Source organism: Bradyrhizobium sp. ISRA436, assembly GCF_029910015.1.
GTDB lineage: Bacteria > Pseudomonadota > Alphaproteobacteria > Rhizobiales > Xanthobacteraceae > Bradyrhizobium.
In genome coordinates, this window is the sequence record NZ_CP094519.1 from 7211676 (window position 1) to 7233594 (window position 21919).

Below are 21919 nucleotides of genomic sequence, written 5' to 3' on the forward strand. Positions count from 1 at the left end.
AAGGCGCGTGGAGCGTTCGCGCGGCCATCCTTAGATCCAGCGCCGCACCCGGGCGACATAATCGTCATAGGCCGCTCCGAACTGGCGGCGCATCTTGGCTTCCTCGAAGGGAATGTGCACCCAATTGGCCGTCGCGAATACGCCGACCGGCGCAATCAACATCGGCCACGCTCCAACCCGTATCGCAATGCCCAGGGCCAGCAGCACGAGACCCAGGTACATCGGGTTGCGCGTGAACTGGTAGGGACCGCTGGTCACCAGTTTCCGGTTGGTCGGCGACGTCGGTTCGATTTCGGTGCCCTCACGTCGGAACAGGACGAAAGCCCACACCGGCGGACCGAACGCGATGACCACCAACGCAAGTCCGAACAGCGGAAGCGGCAGGCCGGGCAGCCTCGGCCAATCGAGCGACCAGCTCAGCGTCACGCCAAGCAGGAGATAGATCAACGTCCAGATCGGCGGAGGGAGCTTGAGCATGGCCGGACCTCACTGGAATAGATGCAGAACCAATAGATGCAGAACCGGCATTTCAGCTGCGGCTGCAGCGGCTCCTATCACAAAAACATGTTCGCCCTGAGTCCATTGCGACGGTCCATTCAGCCTATCGTGACGCAACTCGCACCGACAAGACTTCGATGGCTGATCTGCGACGGTGTCATCCCGCCTTGCCCTCGCCCTCGGGATGGGCCACCATCGCGCACCCGCCCAACAAGAACGCGAAAAGGGCTGAGGACACGCATGAACAAGCCGCAGGGTTTCGACCTCGTCGAGCGGGCACGCGCGCTGGCATCGCTGATATCAAGCGAAGCCGACGAGATCGAACGCACGCGGCGGCTGACACCGGCCGTTACGTCCGCACTTGTCGAGAACGGGCTCTACCGCGCGCTGCTGCCGAAGAGTTTTGGCGGCGCCGAGGCGGCACTGGACGCGTTCATGCAGATGCAGGAGGAGATCGCCAAGGCCGACGCCTCCACGGCCTGGTGCCTCGGCCAGTGCAGCGTCTGCGCCATCACCGCGGCTTATCTCGATCCCGACGCCGCCAATGAGATATTCAACACCGCGCCCGGCATCCTGGCCTGGGGCGCGATCGCGCACGAGGTCCACGCCGAGCCCGGCGGCTACCGCGCCAGCGCACGTTGGGACTTTGCCTCCGGCTCACGGCAGGCAAGCTGGCTCGGCGCCCATGTCCGCGTCGTCGAGGCCGACGGCTCGCAGCGCAGGAAGCCGGACGGCTCGCCGGAAATCCGCACCATCCTGTTCCCGGTGTCGTCGGCCACCCTGCACGACGTCTGGGACGTGATCGGGCTGAAAGGCACCGGCACCGATTCCTACTCGGTCGAGAATCTCTTCATCCCCGAGAAATTCGCCGCACTGCGCGACGATCCCACCGCCCTTCGCGAACAGGGACCGCTGTACAAGCTCTCCACCAACATGGTGTTCAGCATGGGCTTTGCCGCCACCTCGCTCGGCGTTGCGCGCGCCATGCTGGACGCGGCGACCGAGCTTGCAGGCGGCAAGACGCCGCAAGGGCTGAAGGCGATGCGCGACAACAACGCCGTGCAGGGCCTGATCGGCCGCACCGAAGCGAGCCTGCGCGCCGCGCGCGCCTATCTGTATTCGACGGCAAACGACGTCTGGCGGGACCTCGCGCACGGCGATCCCCTGACCGAGGCGCATCGCGTCGCGATCCGCATCGCCTCGACCTGGACCATCCATCAATCGGCGGCCGTGGTCGACACCGCCTATCACATGGCCGGCGCCACCGCAGTGTTCGCAAGTAATCCGTTCGAGCGGCGCTTCCGCGACATGCATGCGATCGCACAGCAGGTCCAGGCACGCGACACGCAATATGAGGACGCCGGCAAGGCGATCCTGTTGGCCAATCTGGCCGCGCCGCCATCGGCGCGTTAGCCATGCGTTCGTCGCTTCGCTCCTCGCAATGAAGCGATGGGCGCTAGCCCCTACGCCACCAGCGCCGATCTCGTTTCCGCCCCGCGCTGGGCCTGCAGCAGGCTGACGACCTCGGCGTTCGGCCGGGCGCGGCTGAACAGAAAACCCTGGCCCTCGTGGCAACCTTCGGCGCGCAGGCAGCTCAGCTCGGCCTCGGTCTCGACGCCCTCCGCCGTGATGGTGACGCCGAGCCCCATGCCGAGGCTGACGATCGAGCGCACGATCGCCTGCGCGTCGCGGTTCGCGCCGAGGTCGCGCACGAACGACTGGTCGATCTTGATCTTGTCGAACGGGAAGCTGCGCAGATAGCTCAGGCTCGAATAGCCGGTGCCGAAATCGTCCATCGACATGCGCACGCCGAGCGCGCGCAGCGCATGCAGCGTGGCCAGCACCTGGCTGCTCTTTTCGAGCAGCAGCGTCTCGGTGATCTCGAGTTCGAGCCGCCGCGCCGGCAGACCGGATCGCTTCAACACATCGGTGACGAGCGACAACAGGTTACCGGTGCGGAACTGCAGCGGCGAGAGGTTGACCGCGACGCGGACGTCATCCGGCCACTGCGCCGCGTCCATGCAGGCGCGGTGCAGCATCAGCCCGCCCAGCGGGTTGATCAGCCCGGTCTCCTCCGCCACCGGTATGAACTCGCCGGGCGAGATCATGCCGCGCTCCGGATGCGGCCAGCGCACCAGCGCCTCGAAGCCGGTGATGCGTCCGCTCGCGAGATCGACCAGTGGCTGGTAATACGGCTGCAGGCCCTCGTTCTGGATCGCGTCGCGCAGATCGATCTCGATCTTGCGCCGGCTCTGGGCGCGCGCATCCATCTCCGCCTCGAAGAAGGAGAAGGTGCCGCGGAATTCGCTCTTGGCCCGCGACAGCGCCATATCGGCGCTCTTCAGCAGCTTTTCCGAATCCTCGCCGTCGCCGGGCGACATCGCGATGCCGATGCTGGCGCCGATCACCACCGAATGCCCCTCGAGCAGATAAGGCTCGCCGATCGCATCCAGGATGCGCTTGGCCAGCAAGACCGCGTCCTCGGGCCGGACCACGCCGCTCTGCACGATCGTGAACTCGTCGGAATTGAGTCGGGCCAGCGCATCCTCCTCGCGCAAGGTCGAGCGCAACCGCTTGGCCACGCCACGCAACAGCTTGTCGCCGACGCCATGGCCGAGCGTGTCGTTGACCGCCTTGAAATTGTCGAGCCCGAGCATCAGCACCGCGACATTGTCCGAGCTGCGGCGGGTGTGCTGCAGCATGTCGTCCATCTGCTGCCGCAACAGATTGCGGTTCGGCAGGCCGGTCAGGCTGTCATGCTGCGCCATGAAGGCGAGCCGCGCCTCGGCACGCTTGCGCTCGGTCATGTCCATCAGCGCGAGCAGCATGGCCGGCTGGTCGCCGTGCATCAACTGGCGCGAATAGATCGCAAGATCGATCAGCGTGCCGTCGGCGCGAACGTGCTTCCAGGTCCGCGCGGCCTGTTCATCGGTGCTGCGCCCGGCAGCCCAGGGCAGTTCGGGATCGAACGCCTGCAGGCTCCGGATCGAGAGCTTCTCGAACTCGGCGCGGGCATAGCCGTAATGGGCGACCGCCGCATCGTTGACGCTGAGAATCCGTTCACCGTCGAGCGCGCACAGGATCATTGGCACCGGGTTCCCCTCGAACAGCAGGCGGAACGATGCTTCGCGCTGCTTCAGTTCAGTGATGTCGACGCGCAGCCGCTCGTTGGACTTGCGCGCCTCCGCGGTCGCCGCCTCGGCCTGCGCGCGCTGGCGCACCAACTCGCCGATTTCGGCGGCGGCACGCTGCGAACTGCCCGGCAGGTTCGGCGCAGGCTTGGCCTGGCGGCCAGGGCGACGGTGCATTGCAGCCTGCTTCGGTTTCTTGATTTTTTTCGGCCGCATTATCGGCATCGCACGCCCCACGCGCATTCCAGCTCGGCAAGGTTTTTGCGATAAGCATCTGAAAAATTGGTGTCTATTGACGAGGAACGGCGTAGGGCGCGAGCCCGCGGCCTGCCGCCTTGAAGGCGAATACGCGCATCGCGCGAGTACACAACGCTATGCAATCAATGTCGCTGCGGGTTCGCTAGGTGGAAGTGCCGAGGCATGGTGAGGAATGCGTAAACGAACGTGCGATTGCATAATCGATGCGCTGAAATTTCCCGAAGCGCACGAATATGTGTCAGCGCGCAACACGGTTATCGTGGAGTTAAGGCGCGATGCGCTCTCTTGGGATGCGCGTTCCAGCGCGGCGGCGGCTTGTCGATATGAACGACAACATCGGCCCGCGCCGAAGAGAGTGCCGAAGCTAAAGCAGTCATCGCGGCTGCAATCTCATCCATGCTGATCTCGGCTGTGGGCGATCAAGCAATTGCGATGAAAGCGCCGTCCTCACACGGCAAATCCATGCTAGCCTTGCGTGGACAGAGTGATCTGAATGACACCCCGCCTGCTTCTGATCCCGCTCCTGCTCTCCGCCCTCGTCGCCACCAGTTCCGCCTGGTCGCAGGACAAGGGCTCGCTCGACCCCAAGCCGCTGCCGCCGCTCGCCAACCCCAAGGATCCGAAGATCGGGGCGAAGGAATTGTTCGCACGCAAGGTCCTGCCGGCCGCGATGCCGACGCAGTCGATCGGCTCCTATGCGAAGGGCTGTCTCGCCGGCGCCGTGAAGATGCCGCTGAACGGCGACACCTGGCAGGTGATGCGGCTGTCGCGCAACCGCTACTGGGGCCACCCGGCGATGATCGCGCTATTGAAGCGGCTTGCGGCGAAGGCGCACAAGGACGCGGGCTGGCCCGGCATCCTGGTCGGCGACATCGGCCAGCCACGCGGCGGCCCCGCGCTCTCTGGCCACGCCAGCCACCAGATCGGGCTCGATGCCGACATCTGGCTGACGCCGATGCCCGATCACAGATTGTCGCGCGAAGAGCGCGAGGAGATGTCGGCGGTCATGATGGTGCGCGACGACCGCATCGACGTTGATCCACGCGTCTTCACGCCCGGTCATGTGCTCGTGCTCCGCGACGCGGCGCAGGAGCCGGCCGTGCAGCGCATCTTCGTCAACGCAGCGATCAAGAAGGCACTGTGCCGCGAAGCCAAGGGCGATCGTAGCTGGTTGTCGAAGATCAGGCCGTGGTGGGGTCACGACTACCATTTCCACATCCGGATGCGATGCCCGCCCGGAAGCCCCGAATGCAAGGGACAGCCGTCGCAGTCCGGGGACGAAGGCTGCAAGCCCTCCGACCTCGCCTTCTGGTTCAAGGACTCGGTGCTGCATCCGAAACCCCCGCCGAAACCGCCGAAGCCGCGCCCGCCGATGACGCTGGCGCAGCTGCCGGCAGACTGCAAAGCGGTGCTGAACGCGCCGGACGCCAAGCAATAACATCTTTGTCAGACGCTGTTCCGGCAGGCTGCAGATGCGTTATGATCCGCCGTCACGCGCCGCAAGCGCGTTCACATCGCGGATCAGGGCGGCTGATCTCTCGTCATTTGTCCGCAAGACCATGAAGTATGAGCTCTCCGCGAGCCCCTTCGTGCTGCAGGTCAGCGGCGCCGGGGCGAACTCGATTTCGATCGCGATCCAGCCGAGTGAATAGGACGATATTGGACAAAGAGCGCCTTTACCGTAAGCCTCAGCCTGCTATGTTTGCAGCGCGATATCCCTGATGACCGTAAGTCCTCCGGAGAGCAGCGGAACAGCGCTTCCGCCGATCGCGACCCAGAATCCACCCAACGCCTGATTTGCGCGTGCTCGTTCGCGCGCGAGGTCGCACGGAGCGCTTCCTATGTCACGTATTGCCGGTCTCTTCACCGCCTTCGTCATCCTGCTCGGTGCGATGCATTCGCCTGCCTCAGCCGACGACAAGACACTCACCGTCTTCGCCGCGGCCTCGATGAAGAATGCGCTCGACGACATCGACGCGGCCTATATCGCGAAGACCGGCGTCAAGATCAACGCCAGCTATGCCGCAAGCTCGGCGCTCGCCAAGCAGATCGAGCAGGGCGCGCCGGCTGACGTGTTCGTCTCCGCCGATACCGACTGGATGGACTATGCGATCAAGCAGAAGACCATCAACGAGCCGACCCGGGTCAACCTGCTCGGCAACTCGATCGTGCTGATCGCGCCGAAGGATTCCAAGATCGACAATGTCAACATCGCCCCGGGCTTCGACCTTGCCAAGCTTGCAGGCGACGGCAAGATCGCGACGGGTGATGTCAAGGCCGTGCCGGTCGGCAAATACGCCAAGGCGGCGCTGGAGAAGCTCGGCGCGTGGCAGGCGGCGGAGCCGAAATTCGCGATGGCCGAAAGCGTGCGCGCCGCGTTGACGCTGGTGGCGCGCGGTGAGGCCGTGCTCGGCATCGTCTATTCGACCGACGCCAAGGTCGAGCCGGGCGTCAAGATCGTCGGCACCTTCCCGGCCGGCACCCACCCCGCCATCATCTATCCGGTGGCGGCGACCACAAATGCGAAGCCGGAGACCTCCGACTATCTCGCCTTCCTGCGCTCGTCCGCGGCGAAGACGATCCTCGAGAAGTACGGCTTCAAGTTCCTGATCAGCCCGACGACCTGATCCAGCGCCGCCGATTTGAAGCTCCTCCAGTGATTGCCGCGACTACGATGAGGAGCTTCAAATCGATCAGCGGCACTGGCAAATCGAATCTTGCTAGTGTCTGTTCCCGAAGTTCGTAACAGAGGAGCCGCACTTGCATACGAACTTCGGGGACAGACACTAGTGTTTGAGATTTCGCCAACCGAGTGGACGGCGATCCTGCTCTCGCTCAGGGTCGCCGTCATCGCAACGCTGGTGGCGACCCCGTTCGGAATCGCGCTCGCCTGGCTGCTGGCACGGCGCGATTTCTGGGGCAAATCCATCCTCGATGCCGCCGTGCACCTGCCGCTGGTGCTGCCGCCGGTCGTCACCGGCTATCTGCTGCTGCTGACCTTCGGTCGGCGCGGCCTGGTCGGCGCCTGGCTGGCCGACCATCTCGGCATCGTCTTCGCCTTCCGCTGGACCGGCGCGGCGCTGGCCTGCGGCGTGATGTCGTTTCCGCTGCTGGTGCGACCGATCCGGCTCTCGATCGAGGCAATCGACCGGCGCCTCGAGCAGGCGGCCGAGACGCTCGGCGCCGCGCCCTGGCGCGTGTTCGCGACGGTGACGCTGCCGCTCGCGTTGCCGGGCGTGCTTGCCGGCATGGTGCTCGGCTTCGCCAAGGCGATCGGCGAGTTCGGCGCGACGATCACCTTTGTCTCCAACATCCCCGGCGAAACCCAGACCATTTCGTCGGCGGTCTATTCGCTGATCCAGACGCCGGAGGGCGACCGCGCCGCCGGGCGGCTCGTGATCATCTCGATCGTGATCGCGATGGGCGCACTCGTCGCCGCGGAGCGGTTCGCGCGCCGCGCCACCGCACGCCTGCACGGACAATAGCGATGCTGCGCGTCGACATCACCAAGCAGCTCGGCGAGTTCACGCTTGCGGCGTCGTTCGCCAGCGAGGGCCGCGTCACCGGGCTGTTCGGCGCCTCCGGCTCCGGCAAGACCTCGCTGATCAATACCATTGCCGGGCTGTTGCGCCCCGACCGCGGCACCATCGTGATCGACGGCGAAACCGTCGACGACACCTCGGCCGGCATCCACGTCCCGACCTATCGCCGCCGCATCGGCTACGTCTTCCAGGACGCGCGGTTGTTTCCGCACCTCGATGTCCGGCAAAATCTTGATTACGGCCGCCGCATGAACGGACTCGCCGACGATCCCGCGCAGCGCAAGCGGGTGGTCGAGCTGCTCGACATCGGCGCGCTGCTCGACCGCCGTCCCGGAAGACTCTCCGGCGGCGAGCGCCAGCGGGTCGCGCTCGGCCGGGCGCTGCTCTCGAAGCCGCGGCTCCTGCTGCTGGACGAGCCGCTGGGTGCGCTCGACGAGGGCCGCAAGCTCGAGATCCTGCCCTACCTGGTGCGGCTGCGGGACGAGGCCGGCATACCCATGGTCTATGTCAGCCACGACGCCGCCGAGCTGCGCCAGCTCGCCACCCAGATCGTGATGCTGCGCCGCGGCCAGGTGACCGCGTTCGGCGGTGCCAAGGTGCTGACGACGACGTCGTAGCTGGCCGTTTCACCGAAAGCCGGCATAAGATGGCCCAGCTTGTCCGCCAGACGTCCCTTGGCGTCGGACCGGACGCATAGGGAAAGACGCATCGTGCGATTGACTGGCTGGATGTTGATGCTGATCGGCCTGGCGCTGTGTGTGACGGTCGCGTGGGCGGCCGTCGGTTTCCTGCTGATGGGCCTCGGCCTGATTTCGCTGCAGGTCGCCGAGCGCGGCCGGCACCGCGCCAGTTTGGCGGTGGCCGCGCCCGCCGTGGGGTTCACCCCGCCGCCTGTCGGCGCCGGTCTGCAGCCGCCGATCTTCGAGCCCGTCGTCCAGCGCGACGGCCTGCCGCGGCAGCTCCGCCGGATGGCGCGGCCCGCCAAGACCGGGGATGCACCCTATGACCGCGAGGCGTGGGACCGGCTGGTGGCGAGCGAACCCGATATTGCCCGCCTCGCCAAGGTCCTTGCCGATTACGGCCCGCAATATGTCGACGAGCTGGCGACCAACTATCTCGCTTCTCCCGACAAGAACCGGCTCGGCGGCATCGTCGACGGCATCATCGCACGGGCGAGCGGCGGTCAGCCGGTGCCGCCGCCTGCGCCGGCACGGGGATCGCAGCCGCCGCTACCTCGCTCCGAGGCCCAGGCCGTGAGGGCGTCCGGGGACGCGAAGCCGGGCACCGCACCGCCACCGATGCCGGCCAATCCGGCCGACGCGCTCGAGGCGTCCCTGATCGCCGCGGTCGAGGAGGCCTCCGCCCGGACCGCCGGACGGGCCGATCCGTCCAGGCCCGGCGGCGATGCGGCGAGCCGGCCGGCGCCCGTGACCCGGCGGGAGCCGGAGTTCGCGCGGGTGCCGAGGCACGGGCAGCCCGGCCGGCTGCCGCCGCTCCCATCGTCCAACCCATCCGCCGATGTCGAAGCGTCGCTGATCGCCGCTGTCACCGAGGCGTCCGCCAAACGGGCCGATCCGCCAAGGCCGGGGGCGCCGGAGGGTTCACCCGCACCCGCGAAGCGCGAGCCGGATGGCACGCCTGCTGCGCCGCCGCCTGTCCCGCCCCAGGCAGGCGCGCCGGCCAGCGATGTCGACGCGACCCTGCTCGCGGCGCTGGCCGAGATTTCCGGCGAGAAGCTCACCGACCCGACCAAGCCGAACCCCGCCTCGAAGGAGCCGCCGCCCCCGCCGGCCGACGACGACCTGTCGGACATGATCAAGAAGTTCGCGCCGGATTCGAATTTCCTGCGCAAGACGTAAGCTGCGTCTCCGCCCCCTCGAGCCTCAGACCCCCGCCACCGACGCCCAGATATCCGCAAGCTTGCGCCGGACGGTCTGCATCCGCGTCTGCGGCACGGCCTCCTCCTCTTCTTCCGGCAGACGCAGGCCGACGACATTGACGCGGCCGCCGCTGATATTGCGCGCCACCAGGACAATCGCATCCAGCGCGAGCTCGGCGCCCTCCTTCGGCGCGCGGTCGAGATTGATGTCGAAGTAATCCGCCAGCGTCAGTTTGGCCTGGTTTTCATCGACCTTGATGCCGTAGATCTCGGCGAGCTCGCCGAGCGTGTGCTCACCCGAGACCATGAAGTCGCCCAGCAGATGCGGGTCGGGTGCGGTCGACGGCGGCATGTCGACGAAGAAGCGATCGAGCGCCTCGGCGCGCTCCGGCGGCGCCAGCAGATAGAGGTAGTCGCCGGGCTCGACGGGATCGGCCTCGGTCGGCGTCAGGATCCGCTCGTCGCGGATCACTAGCGTCGGCTTCGACCAGGACGGGATCAGGCCGCGGCGGAAATACAGGCTCTTCGGCCGGACCGGATAACCGACCAGCTGCTGCTCGAGCTGGCCGGGCAGATCCAGTTCGACGCGGCGCGGGCCGCGCTCGGTACGCGGCAGCGCGACATGCAGCCGCCGCGCCGCCGGTGCCAGCGTCCAGCCCTGCAGCAACAGCGAGATGATGACGACGACGAAGGCGACGTCGAAATAAAGATAGGCCTTGGACAGGCCGACCAGCATCGGGATCGAGGCCAGGAAGATCGCGACTGCGCCGCGCAGCCCGGTCCAGGCGATGAACACCTTCTCCCGCCAGTTGAACTTGAACGGCGCAAGGCAGACCAGCACCGCCAGCGGCCGCGCCACCAGCATCAGCGCGAACGCCACCAGCACCGCCCCGCCTGCACTCGCGACCAGGCGATGCGGCGACACCAAGAGGCCGAGCAGCACGAACATCACGATCTGCGCCAGCCAGGTCGCGGCGTCGAGGAACGTCACCACGGAATTATGCGCGCGGGTCGGCCGGTTGCCGATGATGATGCCGGCGAGGTAGACGGCAAGAAACCCCGAGGCATGCACGATCTGCGAGCCACCGAAGATCACCAGCGCGGCGGTGGTGACGAACGGCGCGTGCAGGCCTTGCGGCAACGCCACATAGTTCAGCGCCAGCACCACCAGCCGGCCGCCGATCACCCCGATGACGGCGCCGAGCACCGCCTCCTGGATGAACTCCATCGCGATATGCGACGCCGAGCTCTGGCCGAACGAGATGAACTCGACCAGCATCAGGGTGAGGAAGATCGCGAACGGGTCGTTGGTGCCGGATTCGGCCTCCAGCGTCGCACCGACGCGGGGACGCAGGCGCAGGCCCTGGGTGTGCACCAAAAGGAACACCGCCGCGGCGTCGGTCGAGGCGACGACGGCGCCGACCAGGAGCGACTCGATCCAGTTGAGGTCGAGCACATAGCGGGCGACCGGCGCCGTGACCAGCGCGGTCAGCAGCACGCCCGCGGTCGCCAGCATTATCGAGGGCGCCAGCACCGTGCGGATGCTGGCAAATCGCGTCTTCAACCCGCCGTCGAACAGGATCAGCGCCAGCGCCACTGAGCCGACCAGGTAGGTGGTGCGGACGTCGTCGAACTGGAGGTGGCCAGGCCCGGAATCCCCGGCCAGCATGCCGACCAGCAGGAACACCAGAAGCAGGGGGGCGCCGAACCGCAATGCCAGCAGGCTCGACAGGATGCCGGCCATCACCAGAACGGCGCCGAGCAGGATTGCTATGCTGACCGCGTCGAGGGAAGCCATGCGCCTTCAGTGGGATCAAATACTTGCAATTGCATCCTTATCGTCGCCACACTTGGACGCCAACCCATTTTCTGTCATCAGCGGCATTGTGCCCGGTATTGCAGCCTCAGGTCGCCTCGACACTGTGTTGTATCGATGGTCGCATGCCCGCCATTGTGGGATTCTACCGGCCAATCGAATCACATTTGCCTGACCCGCACTTGAGTTGAGATTTTGCCGATGGACATGAGCCTCAAGGACGTCCTGGAATCGATCCAAATGGCGGCGCGCTCGGTCGGGGCCGAGATCGCCTCGCCCTGGTTCTACCTTCAGTTCGGCATCATCCTCGCGGCCGCGGGGATTTCCTACGCCGCCGACACCGCGATTCACGCGCGGGTCGAGATGTCGTCGCTGGCGATGCGCTGGCCGCTGCCGCTCCGGCACTTCGCGCGCGTGATGGTGGCGAGCGCCTCCACCGCCGTGTTCGCGGTCCTGATGATCATCTCGCGGATCGTGATGTGGCACACGACCTGGCCGAGCCGCAGCTACCTGATCGCGGTCTCCGCCAAGCTGGCGCTGGCGTGGCTGGTCATCCGCCTGGTGACGTCGGTGATCGACAACGCCTTCATCGTCAAGCTGGTCTCGGTCGCGGCCTGGGTGGTCGCCGCGCTGAGCATCATCGGCGAGCTCAACTGGGCCGCTGACACGCTGGATTCGGTCGGCGTCGTGGTCGGCGGCCTCAGGCTGACGCCGCTGCTGCTGATCAAGGCCGGCGCGGTTTTGATCGTGGCGCTGTGGCTGACCAACATCGCCAGCAATTTCGCCGAGAGCCGCATCAACCGCGCCACCGACCTGACGCCGTCGATCCAGGTGCTGCTGGTCAAGATCATCCGCATCGGGCTGATGGTGATGGCGGTCGCCATCGCGCTCGACGCGGTCGGCATCAACCTCTCGGCGCTTGCCGTGTTCACCGGCGCGGCCGGCGTCGGCATCGGTCTCGGTCTGCAGAAGATCGTCGCCAATTTCATCAGCGGGCTGATCCTGCTGGTCGACAAATCGGTGAAGCCGGGCGACCTCGTCACCATCGGCGACAGCTCGGGCAAGATCAGCGCGATGAAGACGCGCTACATCTCGGTCGCCGCCGGCGACGGCCGCGAGTTCCTGATCCCGAACGAGGATCTGGTGACGCAGAAGGTCACCAACTGGACCTATACCGACAAGAACACGCTCGTGAAGATCGCCTTCGCCACCAATTACGACGCCGATCCCAAGCTGGTCTGCCAACTTGCGATCGACACCGCTGCAGCCCATGAGCGCGCCATCAAGGGCAAGCCGCCGAGCTGCATCCTGACCGAATTCGCCGAGTTCGGCATGAAATTCTCGCTGACCTTCTGGATCGCCGATCCCGACGGCATGGACAGGGTAAAGAGCGACGTGATGCTGGCGCTGTGGGACGCCTTCAAGGGTCGCGGCATCCACGTGCCCTACCCGGTGCGGGAACTTCGCGTCCGTGGCGGCGCGCTCCCGGTCGAGAGCGTGGTGGAGGTTTCCAGCTAGCTTCCGGCCCCGATCTCCGCGCAATCGCGTTCCGCGTTTGTCGCGAGGGCAAACCGGTTGCGACTTTGCGCCGGGGCGGGCCGTCGGATCCGGCTCTTGCCCGGAAATCGGGCGTTTGGGCATCGCCCCATGTCCAACCTTGGCTTGCACCGGCCGCCCCGATCATTAAATTAGGGCCAGAAATCAGCCCCTTGCCTCCAGAACCGACCCGCCCATGAGCTATATCGACGCCACCGACACCTCCCTGCGCAAGACCGGACAAATCAAGCTGCACGGGCAGACCGGTTTTGTCGGCATGCGCAAGGCGGGCGCACTGGTGTCGAAGTGCCTCGATGAGCTCACCGACATCGTCAGGCCGGGCGTCCCGACCTCCGTCATCGACGAGTTCGTCCGCAAGTTCGCTTTCGACCACGGCGCCTATCCGGCGACGCTGATGTATCGCGGCTATCGCTACTCGACCTGCACCTCGATCAATCACGTGGTCTGCCACGGCATGCCCAGCGACCGCCCGCTGAAGGAAGGCGACATCGTCAACATCGACGTCACGTTCATCGTCGACGGCTGGTATGGCGATTCCAGCCGAATGTATGCGATCGGCGGCATCGCGCGGAAGGCCGAGCGGCTGATCGAGGTGACCTACGAGGCGATGATGCGCGGCATTGCCGCGGTCAAGCCCGGCGCCACCACCGGCGACATCGGCCACGCCATCCAGAGCTATGTCGAGCCGCAGGGCATGAGCGTGGTGCGCGACTTCTGCGGCCATGGTCTCGGCCGCCTGTTCCACGACGAACCGAACATCATCCATATCGGCCGCCCGGGCGAAGGCGTGACGCTGAGGCCCGGCATGTTCTTCACCATCGAGCCGATGATCAATCTCGGCAAGCCGCATGTGAAGATCCTCTCCGACGGCTGGACCGCGGTGACCCGCGACCGTTCGCTGTCGGCGCAGTTCGAGCACTCGGTCGGTGTCACCGCCGACGGCGTCGAGATCTTCACACTGTCCGAGCGTCACGGCGAGAAGCCCTGGGTCGCAGTGTAATTGGGTGGCGGTGTAATCGGCGGCGGCGCAATCAAGTGTCGCTCCGCGTCCGCGCGATGATCTCCTCCGGCGTATAATTTTCTCCGATCGACATCGCGCAGATGCGCGAGATGTGGGTGTAGGGCAAGCCGGTCTCCTCCGCCCAGGCATTGAACTGCGCCTGCACCCTGGCGAGATCGCGCTTCGACTTGACCTCCTCGGCGATGTCGAGGCCGGCCTCGCGCAGGCAGGCGACGACGTCGCGTGAGGTAACAAAGCCGTCCCAGCCGAGGAAGCGCAGCAGCATCTGCCCGGTATTGCCACCGAGTCGGCTACCGCGCTTGGCCAGCAGGTCCAATAGCCCGACCTCATCCGATGACGGCCAGGCGGCGAGGAACTTGCCGAAGCTGCCGTGCTCGCGCGCGATCTCCTGCACGAAGCGGCCGTTGTCGCGTACCGACATGATCTTGGCGCCGTTGCGCACGATCCTGGCGTCGCTCGTGAGCTTCTCCCAGAATTCATCGGGCTTGAAGGCGAGCTTGGCTGGCTGAAAGCCAAGGAAGGCTTCCTCGAACCTCGGCCATTTGGCATCGATCACGCTCCAGGCAAAGCCGGCGCAGAACACGCGCCTGGTCATTTCGGCGAGCGCGCGGTCGTCGCCGAGCTTGGCCAGCGCCTTCGGCATCGCCACCTGTGGCAGCACCTTCTCCAGCGCCTTCGCGCCGCCCTTGCGCTTCTCGGCCCGTGCCCGGATCACCTTGAACGATGTCACGCCAACACCTCTCCCGACATTTCTAGGCGGGCGAACGGTAGTTCAGCGGTTCGGCCGAGGCAAACCGGGATTGGCATCAGCACTTGCAAAACCCGGCGGGCACGGCATGGTTGTGGCCGATGCCCGCCAAGCCCGCCGACAGCCAGACCGAATCCGACGAGACGCCGCATTATCACGGCCATCGCGAACGGCTGCGCGAGCGCTTCTACGCGGCAGGGCCGGCGGCGCTGAGCGACTACGAGCTGCTGGAGATGGCGCTGTTTGCCGCCGTCCCACGCCGCGACACCAAGCCGCTTGCCAAGGCGCTGTTGAAGAAGTTCGGCTCGTTCGCCGAGGTCGTGCATGCGCCGGTGGCGCGGCTGCGCGAGGTCGACGGCGTCAAGGACGCCTCGATCAACCAGCTCAAGCTGATCGCCGCCGCGGCGGACCGGATCGCGAAGGGCGAGATCAGGCGCAGCGTCGCGCTGTCGTCGTGGAACGATGTGATCGACTACTGCCGCTCCAGCATGGCCTTTGCCGACAAGGAGCAGTTTCGCCTGCTTTTCCTGGACAAGCGCAACCAGCTGATCGCCGACGAGGTGCAGCAGACCGGCACCGTCGACCACACGCCGGTCTATCCGCGCGAGGTGATCAAGCGCGCGCTGGAACTGTCGGCGACCGCGCTGATCCTGGTGCACAACCATCCGAGCGGCGACCCGACGCCGTCGCAGGCCGACATCCAGATGACCAAGGCGATCGTCGAGATCGCAAGGCCGCTCGGGATCGCGGTGCACGACCACATCATTGTCGGCAAGAACGGACATGCGAGCTTGAAAGGGATGCGGCTGATTTAAACACCGAACGCAACTGAACTGTCGCGCCTATGTCGCGAGCAGCAGACGAACGCGCGTCATCGCTCCCTCGCGGAAGATGGCAATTTCTCCCTTGTGGGCACGAGCGACCTCGGCCGCAATGGCAAGGCCGAGACCGGAGCCGGTGGAATCCGGTCCCTTCGCGAACGGCCGGATGACATCGCCTGGCGGAACGGCAAATCCATCACCATTGTCGGCGACTTCGATCCATGCCCTGCCGTCATCGGCGCCAACGGAAACGACGAGCCTGCTGCGAGCGCCATGCTTCAACGCGTTGTCGATGAGATTGCCCAGCGCTTCGCGCAGGCTGACCGCGTCGCCATTCACGATTGGCGTCGGCTCGGCCGGCACGAAAGCGATATCGACCTCGCGCGTCAGGGACAACGGAACCGCCGCGGCCAGAACGCCCCTTGCCAACACGTTGAGGTCTATGGGCGTCATGGCGACGACGTCAGCCCGGTGAATGACCATGGCGTGATCGAGCAGCTGGCCGGTGAGCCGGCCCAGCTCGGTCGTCCGCTCCCGAATGCGCGCCACCGTGACGGCCTTTTGCCGCGACGGAGGCGTCGCCGACAGGATTTCGACCTGGGCGTCGAGCGCCGCCAGCGGCGTACGTATCTGATGCGCGGCATCGGCAATGAAGCGTTGCATCACCGTGATGCGATCCGAGAGCCGCCGCATGAAGTCATCGATCGCGTGCACAAGATTGCGGATCTCGATGGGCGGCTCGGTCTGAAGCGGCCGCAGATCATCCGGGCGGCGTCCAACGATCTCGCGCTCGATGCGCGTGAGCGGCTTCAGGGCGAACGTGACTGCATAGCCCGTCGCCAGCAGCGCGAGTGCACTCATGGCCGCGATGACGCCGAGCGCCTTCAATGTAAGATCACGCGCCAGGGCGCGCCGGGCTTCGGTGGTCTGAGCCAGCACGATTGTCACCCAGCCGCCTACGGCAGGATCTTCGATCTGCTTGGCCACCGTGGCGATGCGAACAGGCTGCTCCTGATAGAGTCCGTCCTCGATCACCACACCATTGCGCATCTGCTCGGGCCCGGCTTCCGAGGCGAGGTCCTCGTAGCCGGCGACGACGACACCGCGCGGGTCAACGACCTTGTAAAAGACGAGATCGTAGGCCGCCAGCGCCGCGATGGTGGATACGGGCGGCTCGAGCGTCACGACGCCGCCCTGCACATAGACGTTCTCGGCGATCTGGATCGCCCCGCCGCTCAGCATGCGGTCATAGGCTTGTTGCGCGGCGATGGAGGCCGAACGCCAGCCGGCGAAGCCGAGGATCACCGCGCCGAGCGCCAGCACCGCCGACAGGACGGCGATGATCCGGACACGCAGCGAGTAACGCAGGTCAGAGTGCCGCAAGTTGATAGCCTAGCCCGCGCAGGGTGCGAATCTCGATCGGCGCATCGCCGAGCTTGCGTCGCAGCCTTGCCACGAATTGCTCGACAGCGTTGGGGCTCGCCTCCTGATCGAAATTGAAGAGCTGCTCGACGAGTTCTTCCTTGGGAACGATGCGCTCGGGCCGCGCCGCCAGGATTTCGAGAACCGTCAGCTCCCGTCTGGTCAGATTAAGCGGCCTGTCGGCGACGGTCGCGACGCGGCCGGCACGGTCGATGACCAGCGGCCCGACGCGCAGCAGATTGTCGGGCTGGCCTGCGCTGCGACGCAGCAGAGCGCGGGCGCGCGCTTCGAGCTCGCCATAGTCGAAGGGCTTGATCAGATAGTCGTCGGCGCCGAGGTCGAGTGCGCCAATCCGTTCGTCGACGGCGGACCGGGCGGTCAGCACCAGCACCGGCGTCGCGAGCTTGCGGCTGCGCATGCCCTTCAGGACCGCAATTCCGTCCTGTCCCGGCAGCGTCAGGTCGAGGATCACGAGATCGTAGGGTTGCACTTCAAGCAGCTCGGCGGCGGTCAGGCCGTCCCGCTCCCAGTCCACGGCGTGCCCGACTTTCTCGAGGCGCATGACCACGGCCTCGGCGATATCAACGGTGTCTTCGACAACGAGTACCCGCAAACGGGAGCCTCCGGCGTCCTGAGTCAGTTTCGCGTCAGTGAGCCACGCTATCTCATCTCCCAAGCGCCCATAAGTGCGCAAGGACATAACACGAGGCACAACACAAGGGAGGGCCACATGCTCGCGCCATCTGATGCCGCATCCGCGTCGCCGCTGCTTTCCGTAGCGGGTGTGACGCTCCAGTACAAGACGCCTGACGCCGTGGTGACCGCGACGCGCCGGGTCTCCTTCGATGTCTATCCGTCCGACCGCTTCGTGCTGCTCGGACCGTCCGGCTGCGGCAAGTCGACCCTGCTGAAGGCGATCGGCGGCTATCTCACCCCCGTCGAGGGCGAGATCAGCCTGAAAAGGCGCAAGGTGTCCGGGCCGGGTCCCGACCGAATGATGGTGTTCCAGGAGTTCGATCAGCTCCTGCCCTGGAAGACGGTGCGCGAGAACGTCGTGTTCGCCCTGACCGCCTCCGGCCGCGCCGGCCAAACAGAGGCTGAAGAACGGGCGCGCTCGTACATCGACAAGGTTGGCCTGACCAAGTTCATCGACAGCTATCCGCACACGCTCTCCGGCGGCATGAAGCAGCGCGTCGCTATCGCCCGCGGCATGGCGATGGAACCTGACGTTCTGCTGATGGACGAGCCGTTCGCCGCGCTGGACGCGTTGACGCGGCGCAAGATGCAGGACGAATTGCTGCGGCTGTGGGAAGACACGCACTTCACCGTGCTCTTTGTGACCCATTCGATCGAGGAGGCGATCCGCGTCGGCACCCGCATCCTGCTGCTCTCGCCGCATCCGGGCGAGGTCAAGGCCGAGCTCAACAGCGTGCCCCCGGCGGAGATGGGTACCGGCAAGCAAGCCGCGCTCGAAACCCGTATCAACGACATGCTCTTCGCGAGCCATTGAGCCGAGGCGACCGTCATGACCGATCTCGTCAGCTTCCGTCCGGAAATCATCCGCGAAGTCCAGTCGGGCGACGCCCCCGTCGTCGCCAAGACGCTCAGCCCGGCCGAGCGCATCTATCGCCTCGGCTTCGTGCGCAAGACGGCAATCCTTGTCGTCCTCGCCCTGGCCTGGGAGATCTATGGCCGCTGGCTCGGCAACCCGCTGCTGTTCCCGACCTTTGGCCAAACCGTCGAGGCCTTCGTCAGCAACGTCGCAAGCGGCGTCATCCCGCAGCGCATGCTGGTCTCGTTGCAGACGCTCGTCATCGGCTATGGCATCGGCATCGCCCTGGCGGCGCTGCTCACGACGCTGGCGATCGGCTCGCGGATCGGCGCCGACCTGCTCGAGACGCTGACCTCGATGTTCAATCCGCTGCCGGCCATCGCGCTGTTGCCGCTGGCGCTGATCTGGTTCGGGCTGGGCACCGGCAGCATCATCTTCGTGCTGGTGCATTCGGTGCTGTGGGCGATCGCGCTCAACACCCATGCCGGCTTCCGCTCGGTCTCGAACACGCTGCGGATGGTCGGGCAGAACTACGGTCTGCGCGGCCTGAAGCTGGTGCGCCTTATCCTGATCCCGGCAGCCTTCCCGGCGATCCTGACCGGCCTCAAGGTCGGCTGGGCCTTCGCCTGGCGCACTTTGATCGCCGCCGAACTCGTCTTCGGTGTCTCGTCGGGCTCGGGCGGGCTGGGCTGGTTCATCTACGAGAACCGCAACCAGCTCGAGACGGCGAACGTCTTCGCCGGCCTCTTCACCGTGATCCTGATTGGCCTCTTCGTCGAGAATATCGTCTTCGCCAATATCGAGCGCAGGACGATCCGTCGCTGGGGCATGCAGCACTGACGACAACTGTAACCAGGCCGAATGGCCAGCATTCCAAGAAGGAGGAAATACATGACATTGAAGAACATCGTCCGCTCGCTCGCGGCGGCCGCCGTGCTCGCGGCGGCGCTTGGCGCCCCGGCCCGCGCCGAGGTCAGCGAAGTGCGCATCTCCAAGGGCTTCGGCATCCTCTATCTGCCGCTGATCGTGATGCAGGACCAGCAGTTCCTGGAGAAACGCGCCAAGGCCGCCGGGCTCGGCGACATCAAGGTGACCTGGCTGATGCTTGACGGCGGCAACGTCATCAACGACGCGATGATGGCCGGCACGCTCGATTTCGCCGGCACCGGCGCGCCGGGCTTCGTCACGCTCTGGGCCAAGGCCAAGGGCATCCCCGGCGTCGAGGTCGTCGGCGTCTCGGGCATGAGCTCGACCTCGCTTTGGCTGATGGCGAACAAGCCGGAGCTGAAGTCGCTCAAGGACTTCACCCCGACCGACAAGATCGCGCTGCCCGGCATCAAGACCTCGCTCGCCGCCGTCGTGCTGCAAATGATCGCCGCCAAGGAATTCGGCGCTGCCAACTACGCCAAGATGGATCCGATGACGATCAGCCTGCCGCATCCCGAAGCGCTCGCCGCCCTCGTCGGCGGCAAAACCGAGGTCAAGGCACATTTCACCTCGCCCCCCTTCCAGTACCTGGAAGCCAAGAGCCCCGGCATCCACCGTGTGCTCAACTCGGTCGACTATCTCGGCAATCTCACGCTCGACGTCACCTTCGCGCCGAAGAAGTTCGTCGACGCCAATCCCAAGATGACCCAGGCCTTCATCGAGGCGATGGACGACGCCACTGCGCTCATCGCCAAGGACAAGAAACTCGCCGCCGAGATCTACGCCAAGAACTCGAAGGTCAAGGTTGACGCCGCGGAGGTCCAGCAGATGATCGAGGACAAGGATGCGCGCTTCACCGCGACACCGGAAGGCGTGATGCAATTCGCCGAGTTCATGCACAAGGCGGGCTCGATCAAGGTGAAGCCGGCGAAGTGGAGCGACATGTTCGTGCCGCAACTCGCCGGTCGGCCCGGAAGCTGAAATACCGCCGGAAAGGACGCTTTCGCGTCTCTCTCCATTCGTCGTCCCGGCGAAAGCCGGGACGACATCGAGTTTGTGGCGCGATCCTTAGAGCAAGATGAGTCAGGATGGAATCGGTTCGCCACAGACTCGGTTCACCTCTCCCCAACGGGGAGAGGTGAACCTCCGTTGCCGCTCCACTCGACCTGATCGATGCGAAGATAGCGCGAGCGGCTACCAGGCTTCGCCGAACGGCCGCAATTCGACATTGAACGACCAGGCGCTGCGGTCCTGATGAACGACGTGCCAGATCTCGTCCGCGATCGCCCGCGGCTTGATGAAGAATTCGTCCGGCCGCTCCGGCCAGCGCTTCCGCGTCCACTCGAGATCGATCACGGCATCGACGACCACATAGGCGACATGAACCCCTTGCGGCCCCAGATCGCGCGCCATCGCTTCGGCCAGGATCCGCTGCGCCGCCTTGGTCGGCGCGAAACCTGCGAAGCCGGCCTTGCCTCGCAAGGCCGACGTGTTGCCGGTCGCGACGATGGCGCCCTTGCCGGCGCCGATCATCGCCGGGGCAAATCGCCTGGCGAGGTACAACAGCCCCATCGTGTTGACCTGGAAGTTCCGGTTCAAGATCGCCGGCTCGATCTCCCGGAAGGTGCCGAACGCACCACCGACGGCATTGTGAATGACGATGCCGGGACTGCCGAGATCACGCTCGACCGCTGATGCCACCGCATCGATCTGCGCCGGATCGGACACGTCGCAGCGATAGGCCCTGGCGTTCGGCAGTTCCTTCGCGAGCGCGGCCAGCCGCTCCTCGTTCCTGGCGAGCAGCGCCACGCGATAGCCGCCCTCGGCAAATCTCCTCGCGAGTGCCGAGCCCGTGCCAGGTCCGACACCAGTAATCAGGCAAACCGGCGTGGTCATGCGATCAACCCTCCGCGTTGCAAGCGGCAATCCTGACGGTCAGGCGGCCGCCTTTGACAACAATTTCTCGACATAAGGTCCGAGATCCGGCTTGAAATGCTGGTGCGCGATCAATCGGGCAAAGTGGGCGAACACCCGCGGATAATCGTTTTCGACATCGGCGTGCAGGATCTTGTCCAACCCGCGCTCGTTCAACTGCACGGCCCGCGCATGCTCGTTCATGAACAGCGCAAGCTCGGCCGCGAAGCAGATGTCGGCCAGCGAGAGGCTGTCGTCCACCAGCGCGTCGCACCGTGGAGACAGCGCCTGCTCCAACCCCGAGGCGTAGATCGCAAAGCCCTGCTTGGCGCGCGCGTGAATCGCCGCATCGACGGAGCCGTCCGCCAGCGCCAGCAGGTAGATTTGCGAGTCCCGCGCGAAGACCAGGCTGACATCGAGAAAGCTGTCGATGCGGGACGCTTCATAAGCGTCGCGGCCGTAGAGCGGGAACGCCGCCTCGCCGAGCCGCGCCACCGCGCGCATGATGCTGTTCGACTCAAAGATGCCGACCGTGCCATCGCGCCCGAACGCGGCCGGCACGTTGCCGAACGGCTGCGCCTCCATGAACGCGTCGGTCTTGAAGAGCTGCGCGCTAGTCAACCCGACTCGGCCGGTGCGCGTCAGGGAGGCGAGCGATTGCCGTTCCGCTTCTGCCAGCGGACGCGCATCATAGTCCCACAGCCAGTCGCGCAGTTCCTCGCCGGACGCCCCTCTGACCTCGACGTCCACGCCGCAAAAGCGGGCGGCGATGGTTGCTTTCCAGACGCGCGGATTGGGAAGGTAGGAGAAGATGCGCAGGTCGGCCATCGTGG

At 65.7% G+C, this 21919-nt stretch carries 22 protein-coding genes; 13 read left to right on the plus strand and 9 right to left on the minus strand.

All coding sequences use genetic code 11. The features are described 5' to 3' along the window. Window positions 1–30 precede the first annotated feature (30 nt). A complete protein-coding gene (locus MTX23_RS33520; RefSeq protein ID WP_280974339.1) occupies window positions 31–477 on the minus strand; it encodes an isoprenylcysteine carboxylmethyltransferase family protein in 447 nt (148 codons plus the stop codon). Between the two features lie 261 nt (window positions 478–738). Here MTX23_RS33520 and MTX23_RS33525 point away from each other — a divergent pair, with 261 nt between their 5' ends. Then, a complete protein-coding gene (locus MTX23_RS33525; RefSeq protein ID WP_280974340.1) occupies window positions 739–1911 on the plus strand; it encodes an acyl-CoA dehydrogenase family protein in 1173 nt (390 codons plus the stop codon). 50 nt (window positions 1912–1961) lie between these two features. Here MTX23_RS33525 and MTX23_RS33530 read toward each other — a convergent pair whose 3' ends face one another. Beyond that, complete coding sequence (locus tag MTX23_RS33530) at window positions 1962–3854, minus strand: EAL domain-containing protein (RefSeq protein WP_280974341.1); 1893 nt, start codon at window positions 3852–3854, stop codon at window positions 1962–1964. Between the two features lie 287 nt (window positions 3855–4141). Continuing rightward, window positions 4142–4285 (minus strand): hypothetical protein, encoded by a 144-nt coding sequence (locus MTX23_RS33535; RefSeq protein ID WP_280974342.1) that lies wholly within the window; start codon window positions 4283–4285, stop codon window positions 4142–4144. Window positions 4286–4380: 95 nt separating this feature from the next. Here MTX23_RS33535 and mepA point away from each other — a divergent pair, with 95 nt between their 5' ends. From mepA to MTX23_RS33565, 6 genes are all read left to right on the plus strand, one after another. Then, window positions 4381–5325, plus strand: a complete 945-nt coding sequence (mepA, locus tag MTX23_RS33540) for a penicillin-insensitive murein endopeptidase (protein WP_280974343.1) — start codon at window positions 4381–4383, stop codon at window positions 5323–5325. A gap of 34 nt (window positions 5326–5359) precedes the next feature. Beyond that, window positions 5360–5539: a hypothetical protein gene (locus MTX23_RS33545; protein WP_280978366.1), complete on the plus strand. Its 180-nt coding sequence runs from the start codon at window positions 5360–5362 to the stop codon at window positions 5537–5539. Between the two features lie 189 nt (window positions 5540–5728). Further along, on the plus strand, window positions 5729–6514 hold the full coding sequence (modA, locus tag MTX23_RS33550; protein ID WP_280974344.1) for a molybdate ABC transporter substrate-binding protein: 786 nt from the start codon (window positions 5729–5731) through the stop codon (window positions 6512–6514). Window positions 6515–6676: 162 nt separating this feature from the next. Beyond that, on the plus strand, window positions 6677–7372 hold the full coding sequence (modB, locus tag MTX23_RS33555; RefSeq protein ID WP_280974345.1) for a molybdate ABC transporter permease subunit: 696 nt from the start codon (window positions 6677–6679) through the stop codon (window positions 7370–7372). 2 nt (window positions 7373–7374) lie between these two features. Further along, window positions 7375–8046, plus strand: coding sequence for a molybdenum ABC transporter ATP-binding protein (gene modC, locus MTX23_RS33560; RefSeq protein ID WP_280974346.1), 672 nt, complete (start codon window positions 7375–7377; stop codon window positions 8044–8046). Window positions 8047–8085: 39 nt separating this feature from the next. After that, a complete protein-coding gene (locus MTX23_RS33565) occupies window positions 8086–9288 on the plus strand; it encodes a hypothetical protein (RefSeq protein WP_280974347.1) in 1203 nt (400 codons plus the stop codon). A 24-nt stretch (window positions 9289–9312) separates the two neighbouring features. On the opposite strand, the gene MTX23_RS33570 is transcribed toward MTX23_RS33565, so the two are convergent. Continuing rightward, window positions 9313–11106, minus strand: coding sequence for a potassium/proton antiporter (locus MTX23_RS33570; protein WP_280990747.1), 1794 nt, complete (start codon window positions 11104–11106; stop codon window positions 9313–9315). A gap of 219 nt (window positions 11107–11325) precedes the next feature. Here MTX23_RS33570 and MTX23_RS33575 point away from each other — a divergent pair, with 219 nt between their 5' ends. Then, window positions 11326–12642: a mechanosensitive ion channel domain-containing protein gene (locus MTX23_RS33575; protein ID WP_280974349.1), complete on the plus strand. Its 1317-nt coding sequence runs from the start codon at window positions 11326–11328 to the stop codon at window positions 12640–12642. 214 nt (window positions 12643–12856) lie between these two features. After that, complete coding sequence (gene map, locus MTX23_RS33580) at window positions 12857–13681, plus strand: type I methionyl aminopeptidase (RefSeq protein WP_280974350.1); 825 nt, start codon at window positions 12857–12859, stop codon at window positions 13679–13681. A 31-nt stretch (window positions 13682–13712) separates the two neighbouring features. On the opposite strand, the gene MTX23_RS33585 is transcribed toward map, so the two are convergent. Then, on the minus strand, window positions 13713–14432 hold the full coding sequence (locus MTX23_RS33585; protein WP_280974351.1) for a DNA-3-methyladenine glycosylase I: 720 nt from the start codon (window positions 14430–14432) through the stop codon (window positions 13713–13715). A 119-nt stretch (window positions 14433–14551) separates the two neighbouring features. Between MTX23_RS33585 and radC the strand changes: the two genes are divergently transcribed. Continuing rightward, on the plus strand, window positions 14552–15265 hold the full coding sequence (gene radC, locus MTX23_RS33590; RefSeq protein ID WP_280974352.1) for a DNA repair protein RadC: 714 nt from the start codon (window positions 14552–14554) through the stop codon (window positions 15263–15265). Window positions 15266–15292: 27 nt separating this feature from the next. On the opposite strand, the gene MTX23_RS33595 is transcribed toward radC, so the two are convergent. Both MTX23_RS33595 and MTX23_RS33600 read right to left on the minus strand, forming a co-directional pair. Further along, window positions 15293–16594, minus strand: coding sequence for a sensor histidine kinase (locus MTX23_RS33595; protein ID WP_280974353.1), 1302 nt, complete (start codon window positions 16592–16594; stop codon window positions 15293–15295). Between the two features lie 46 nt (window positions 16595–16640). Then, entirely contained in the window at window positions 16641–17306 is a 666-nt protein-coding gene (locus MTX23_RS33600; RefSeq protein ID WP_280974354.1) for a response regulator transcription factor, read from the minus strand. A gap of 117 nt (window positions 17307–17423) precedes the next feature. Between MTX23_RS33600 and MTX23_RS33605 the strand changes: the two genes are divergently transcribed. The 3 genes from MTX23_RS33605 to MTX23_RS33615 are packed head-to-tail and all read left to right on the plus strand — an operon-like array spanning window position 17424 to window position 20153. Further along, complete coding sequence (locus MTX23_RS33605; RefSeq protein WP_280974355.1) at window positions 17424–18203, plus strand: ABC transporter ATP-binding protein; 780 nt, start codon at window positions 17424–17426, stop codon at window positions 18201–18203. Between the two features lie 15 nt (window positions 18204–18218). After that, complete coding sequence (locus tag MTX23_RS33610; protein WP_280974356.1) at window positions 18219–19085, plus strand: ABC transporter permease; 867 nt, start codon at window positions 18219–18221, stop codon at window positions 19083–19085. Between the two features lie 51 nt (window positions 19086–19136). Continuing rightward, on the plus strand, window positions 19137–20153 hold the full coding sequence (locus MTX23_RS33615; protein ID WP_280974357.1) for an ABC transporter substrate-binding protein: 1017 nt from the start codon (window positions 19137–19139) through the stop codon (window positions 20151–20153). Window positions 20154–20366: 213 nt separating this feature from the next. Here the strand turns inward: MTX23_RS33615 and MTX23_RS33620 are convergent, their stop codons facing one another. Further along, a complete protein-coding gene (locus tag MTX23_RS33620; RefSeq protein ID WP_280974358.1) occupies window positions 20367–21068 on the minus strand; it encodes an SDR family NAD(P)-dependent oxidoreductase in 702 nt (233 codons plus the stop codon). A gap of 39 nt (window positions 21069–21107) precedes the next feature. Then, complete coding sequence (locus MTX23_RS33625) at window positions 21108–21914, minus strand: glutathione S-transferase (protein ID WP_280974359.1); 807 nt, start codon at window positions 21912–21914, stop codon at window positions 21108–21110. Between the last annotated feature and the right edge of the window lie 5 nt (window positions 21915–21919).

Excerpts from the sequence above, each read along its gene's own strand:
- MTX23_RS33520 (WP_280974339.1), bottom strand. The coding sequence starts at position 477 with ATGCTCAAGCTCCCTCCGCCGATCTGGACGTTGATCTATCTCCTGCTT.
- MTX23_RS33525 (WP_280974340.1), top strand. The coding sequence starts at position 739 with ATGAACAAGCCGCAGGGTTTCGACCTCGTCGAGCGGGCACGCGCGCTG.
- MTX23_RS33530 (WP_280974341.1), bottom strand. The coding sequence starts at position 3,854 with ATGCCGATAATGCGGCCGAAAAAAATCAAGAAACCGAAGCAGGCTGCA.
- MTX23_RS33535 (WP_280974342.1), bottom strand. The coding sequence starts at position 4,285 with ATGGATGAGATTGCAGCCGCGATGACTGCTTTAGCTTCGGCACTCTCT.
- mepA (WP_280974343.1), top strand. The coding sequence starts at position 4,381 with ATGACACCCCGCCTGCTTCTGATCCCGCTCCTGCTCTCCGCCCTCGTC.
- MTX23_RS33545 (WP_280978366.1), top strand. The coding sequence starts at position 5,360 with ATGCGTTATGATCCGCCGTCACGCGCCGCAAGCGCGTTCACATCGCGG.
- modA (WP_280974344.1), top strand. The coding sequence starts at position 5,729 with ATGTCACGTATTGCCGGTCTCTTCACCGCCTTCGTCATCCTGCTCGGT.
- modC (WP_280974346.1), top strand. The coding sequence starts at position 7,375 with ATGCTGCGCGTCGACATCACCAAGCAGCTCGGCGAGTTCACGCTTGCG.
- MTX23_RS33570 (WP_280990747.1), bottom strand. The coding sequence starts at position 11,106 with ATGGCTTCCCTCGACGCGGTCAGCATAGCAATCCTGCTCGGCGCCGTT.
- MTX23_RS33575 (WP_280974349.1), top strand. The coding sequence starts at position 11,326 with ATGGACATGAGCCTCAAGGACGTCCTGGAATCGATCCAAATGGCGGCG.
- map (WP_280974350.1), top strand. The coding sequence starts at position 12,857 with ATGAGCTATATCGACGCCACCGACACCTCCCTGCGCAAGACCGGACAA.
- radC (WP_280974352.1), top strand. The coding sequence starts at position 14,552 with ATGCCCGCCAAGCCCGCCGACAGCCAGACCGAATCCGACGAGACGCCG.
- MTX23_RS33605 (WP_280974355.1), top strand. The coding sequence starts at position 17,424 with ATGCTCGCGCCATCTGATGCCGCATCCGCGTCGCCGCTGCTTTCCGTA.
- MTX23_RS33610 (WP_280974356.1), top strand. The coding sequence starts at position 18,219 with ATGACCGATCTCGTCAGCTTCCGTCCGGAAATCATCCGCGAAGTCCAG.
- MTX23_RS33615 (WP_280974357.1), top strand. The coding sequence starts at position 19,137 with ATGACATTGAAGAACATCGTCCGCTCGCTCGCGGCGGCCGCCGTGCTC.
- MTX23_RS33620 (WP_280974358.1), bottom strand. The coding sequence starts at position 21,068 with ATGACCACGCCGGTTTGCCTGATTACTGGTGTCGGACCTGGCACGGGC.
- MTX23_RS33625 (WP_280974359.1), bottom strand. The coding sequence starts at position 21,914 with ATGGCCGACCTGCGCATCTTCTCCTACCTTCCCAATCCGCGCGTCTGG.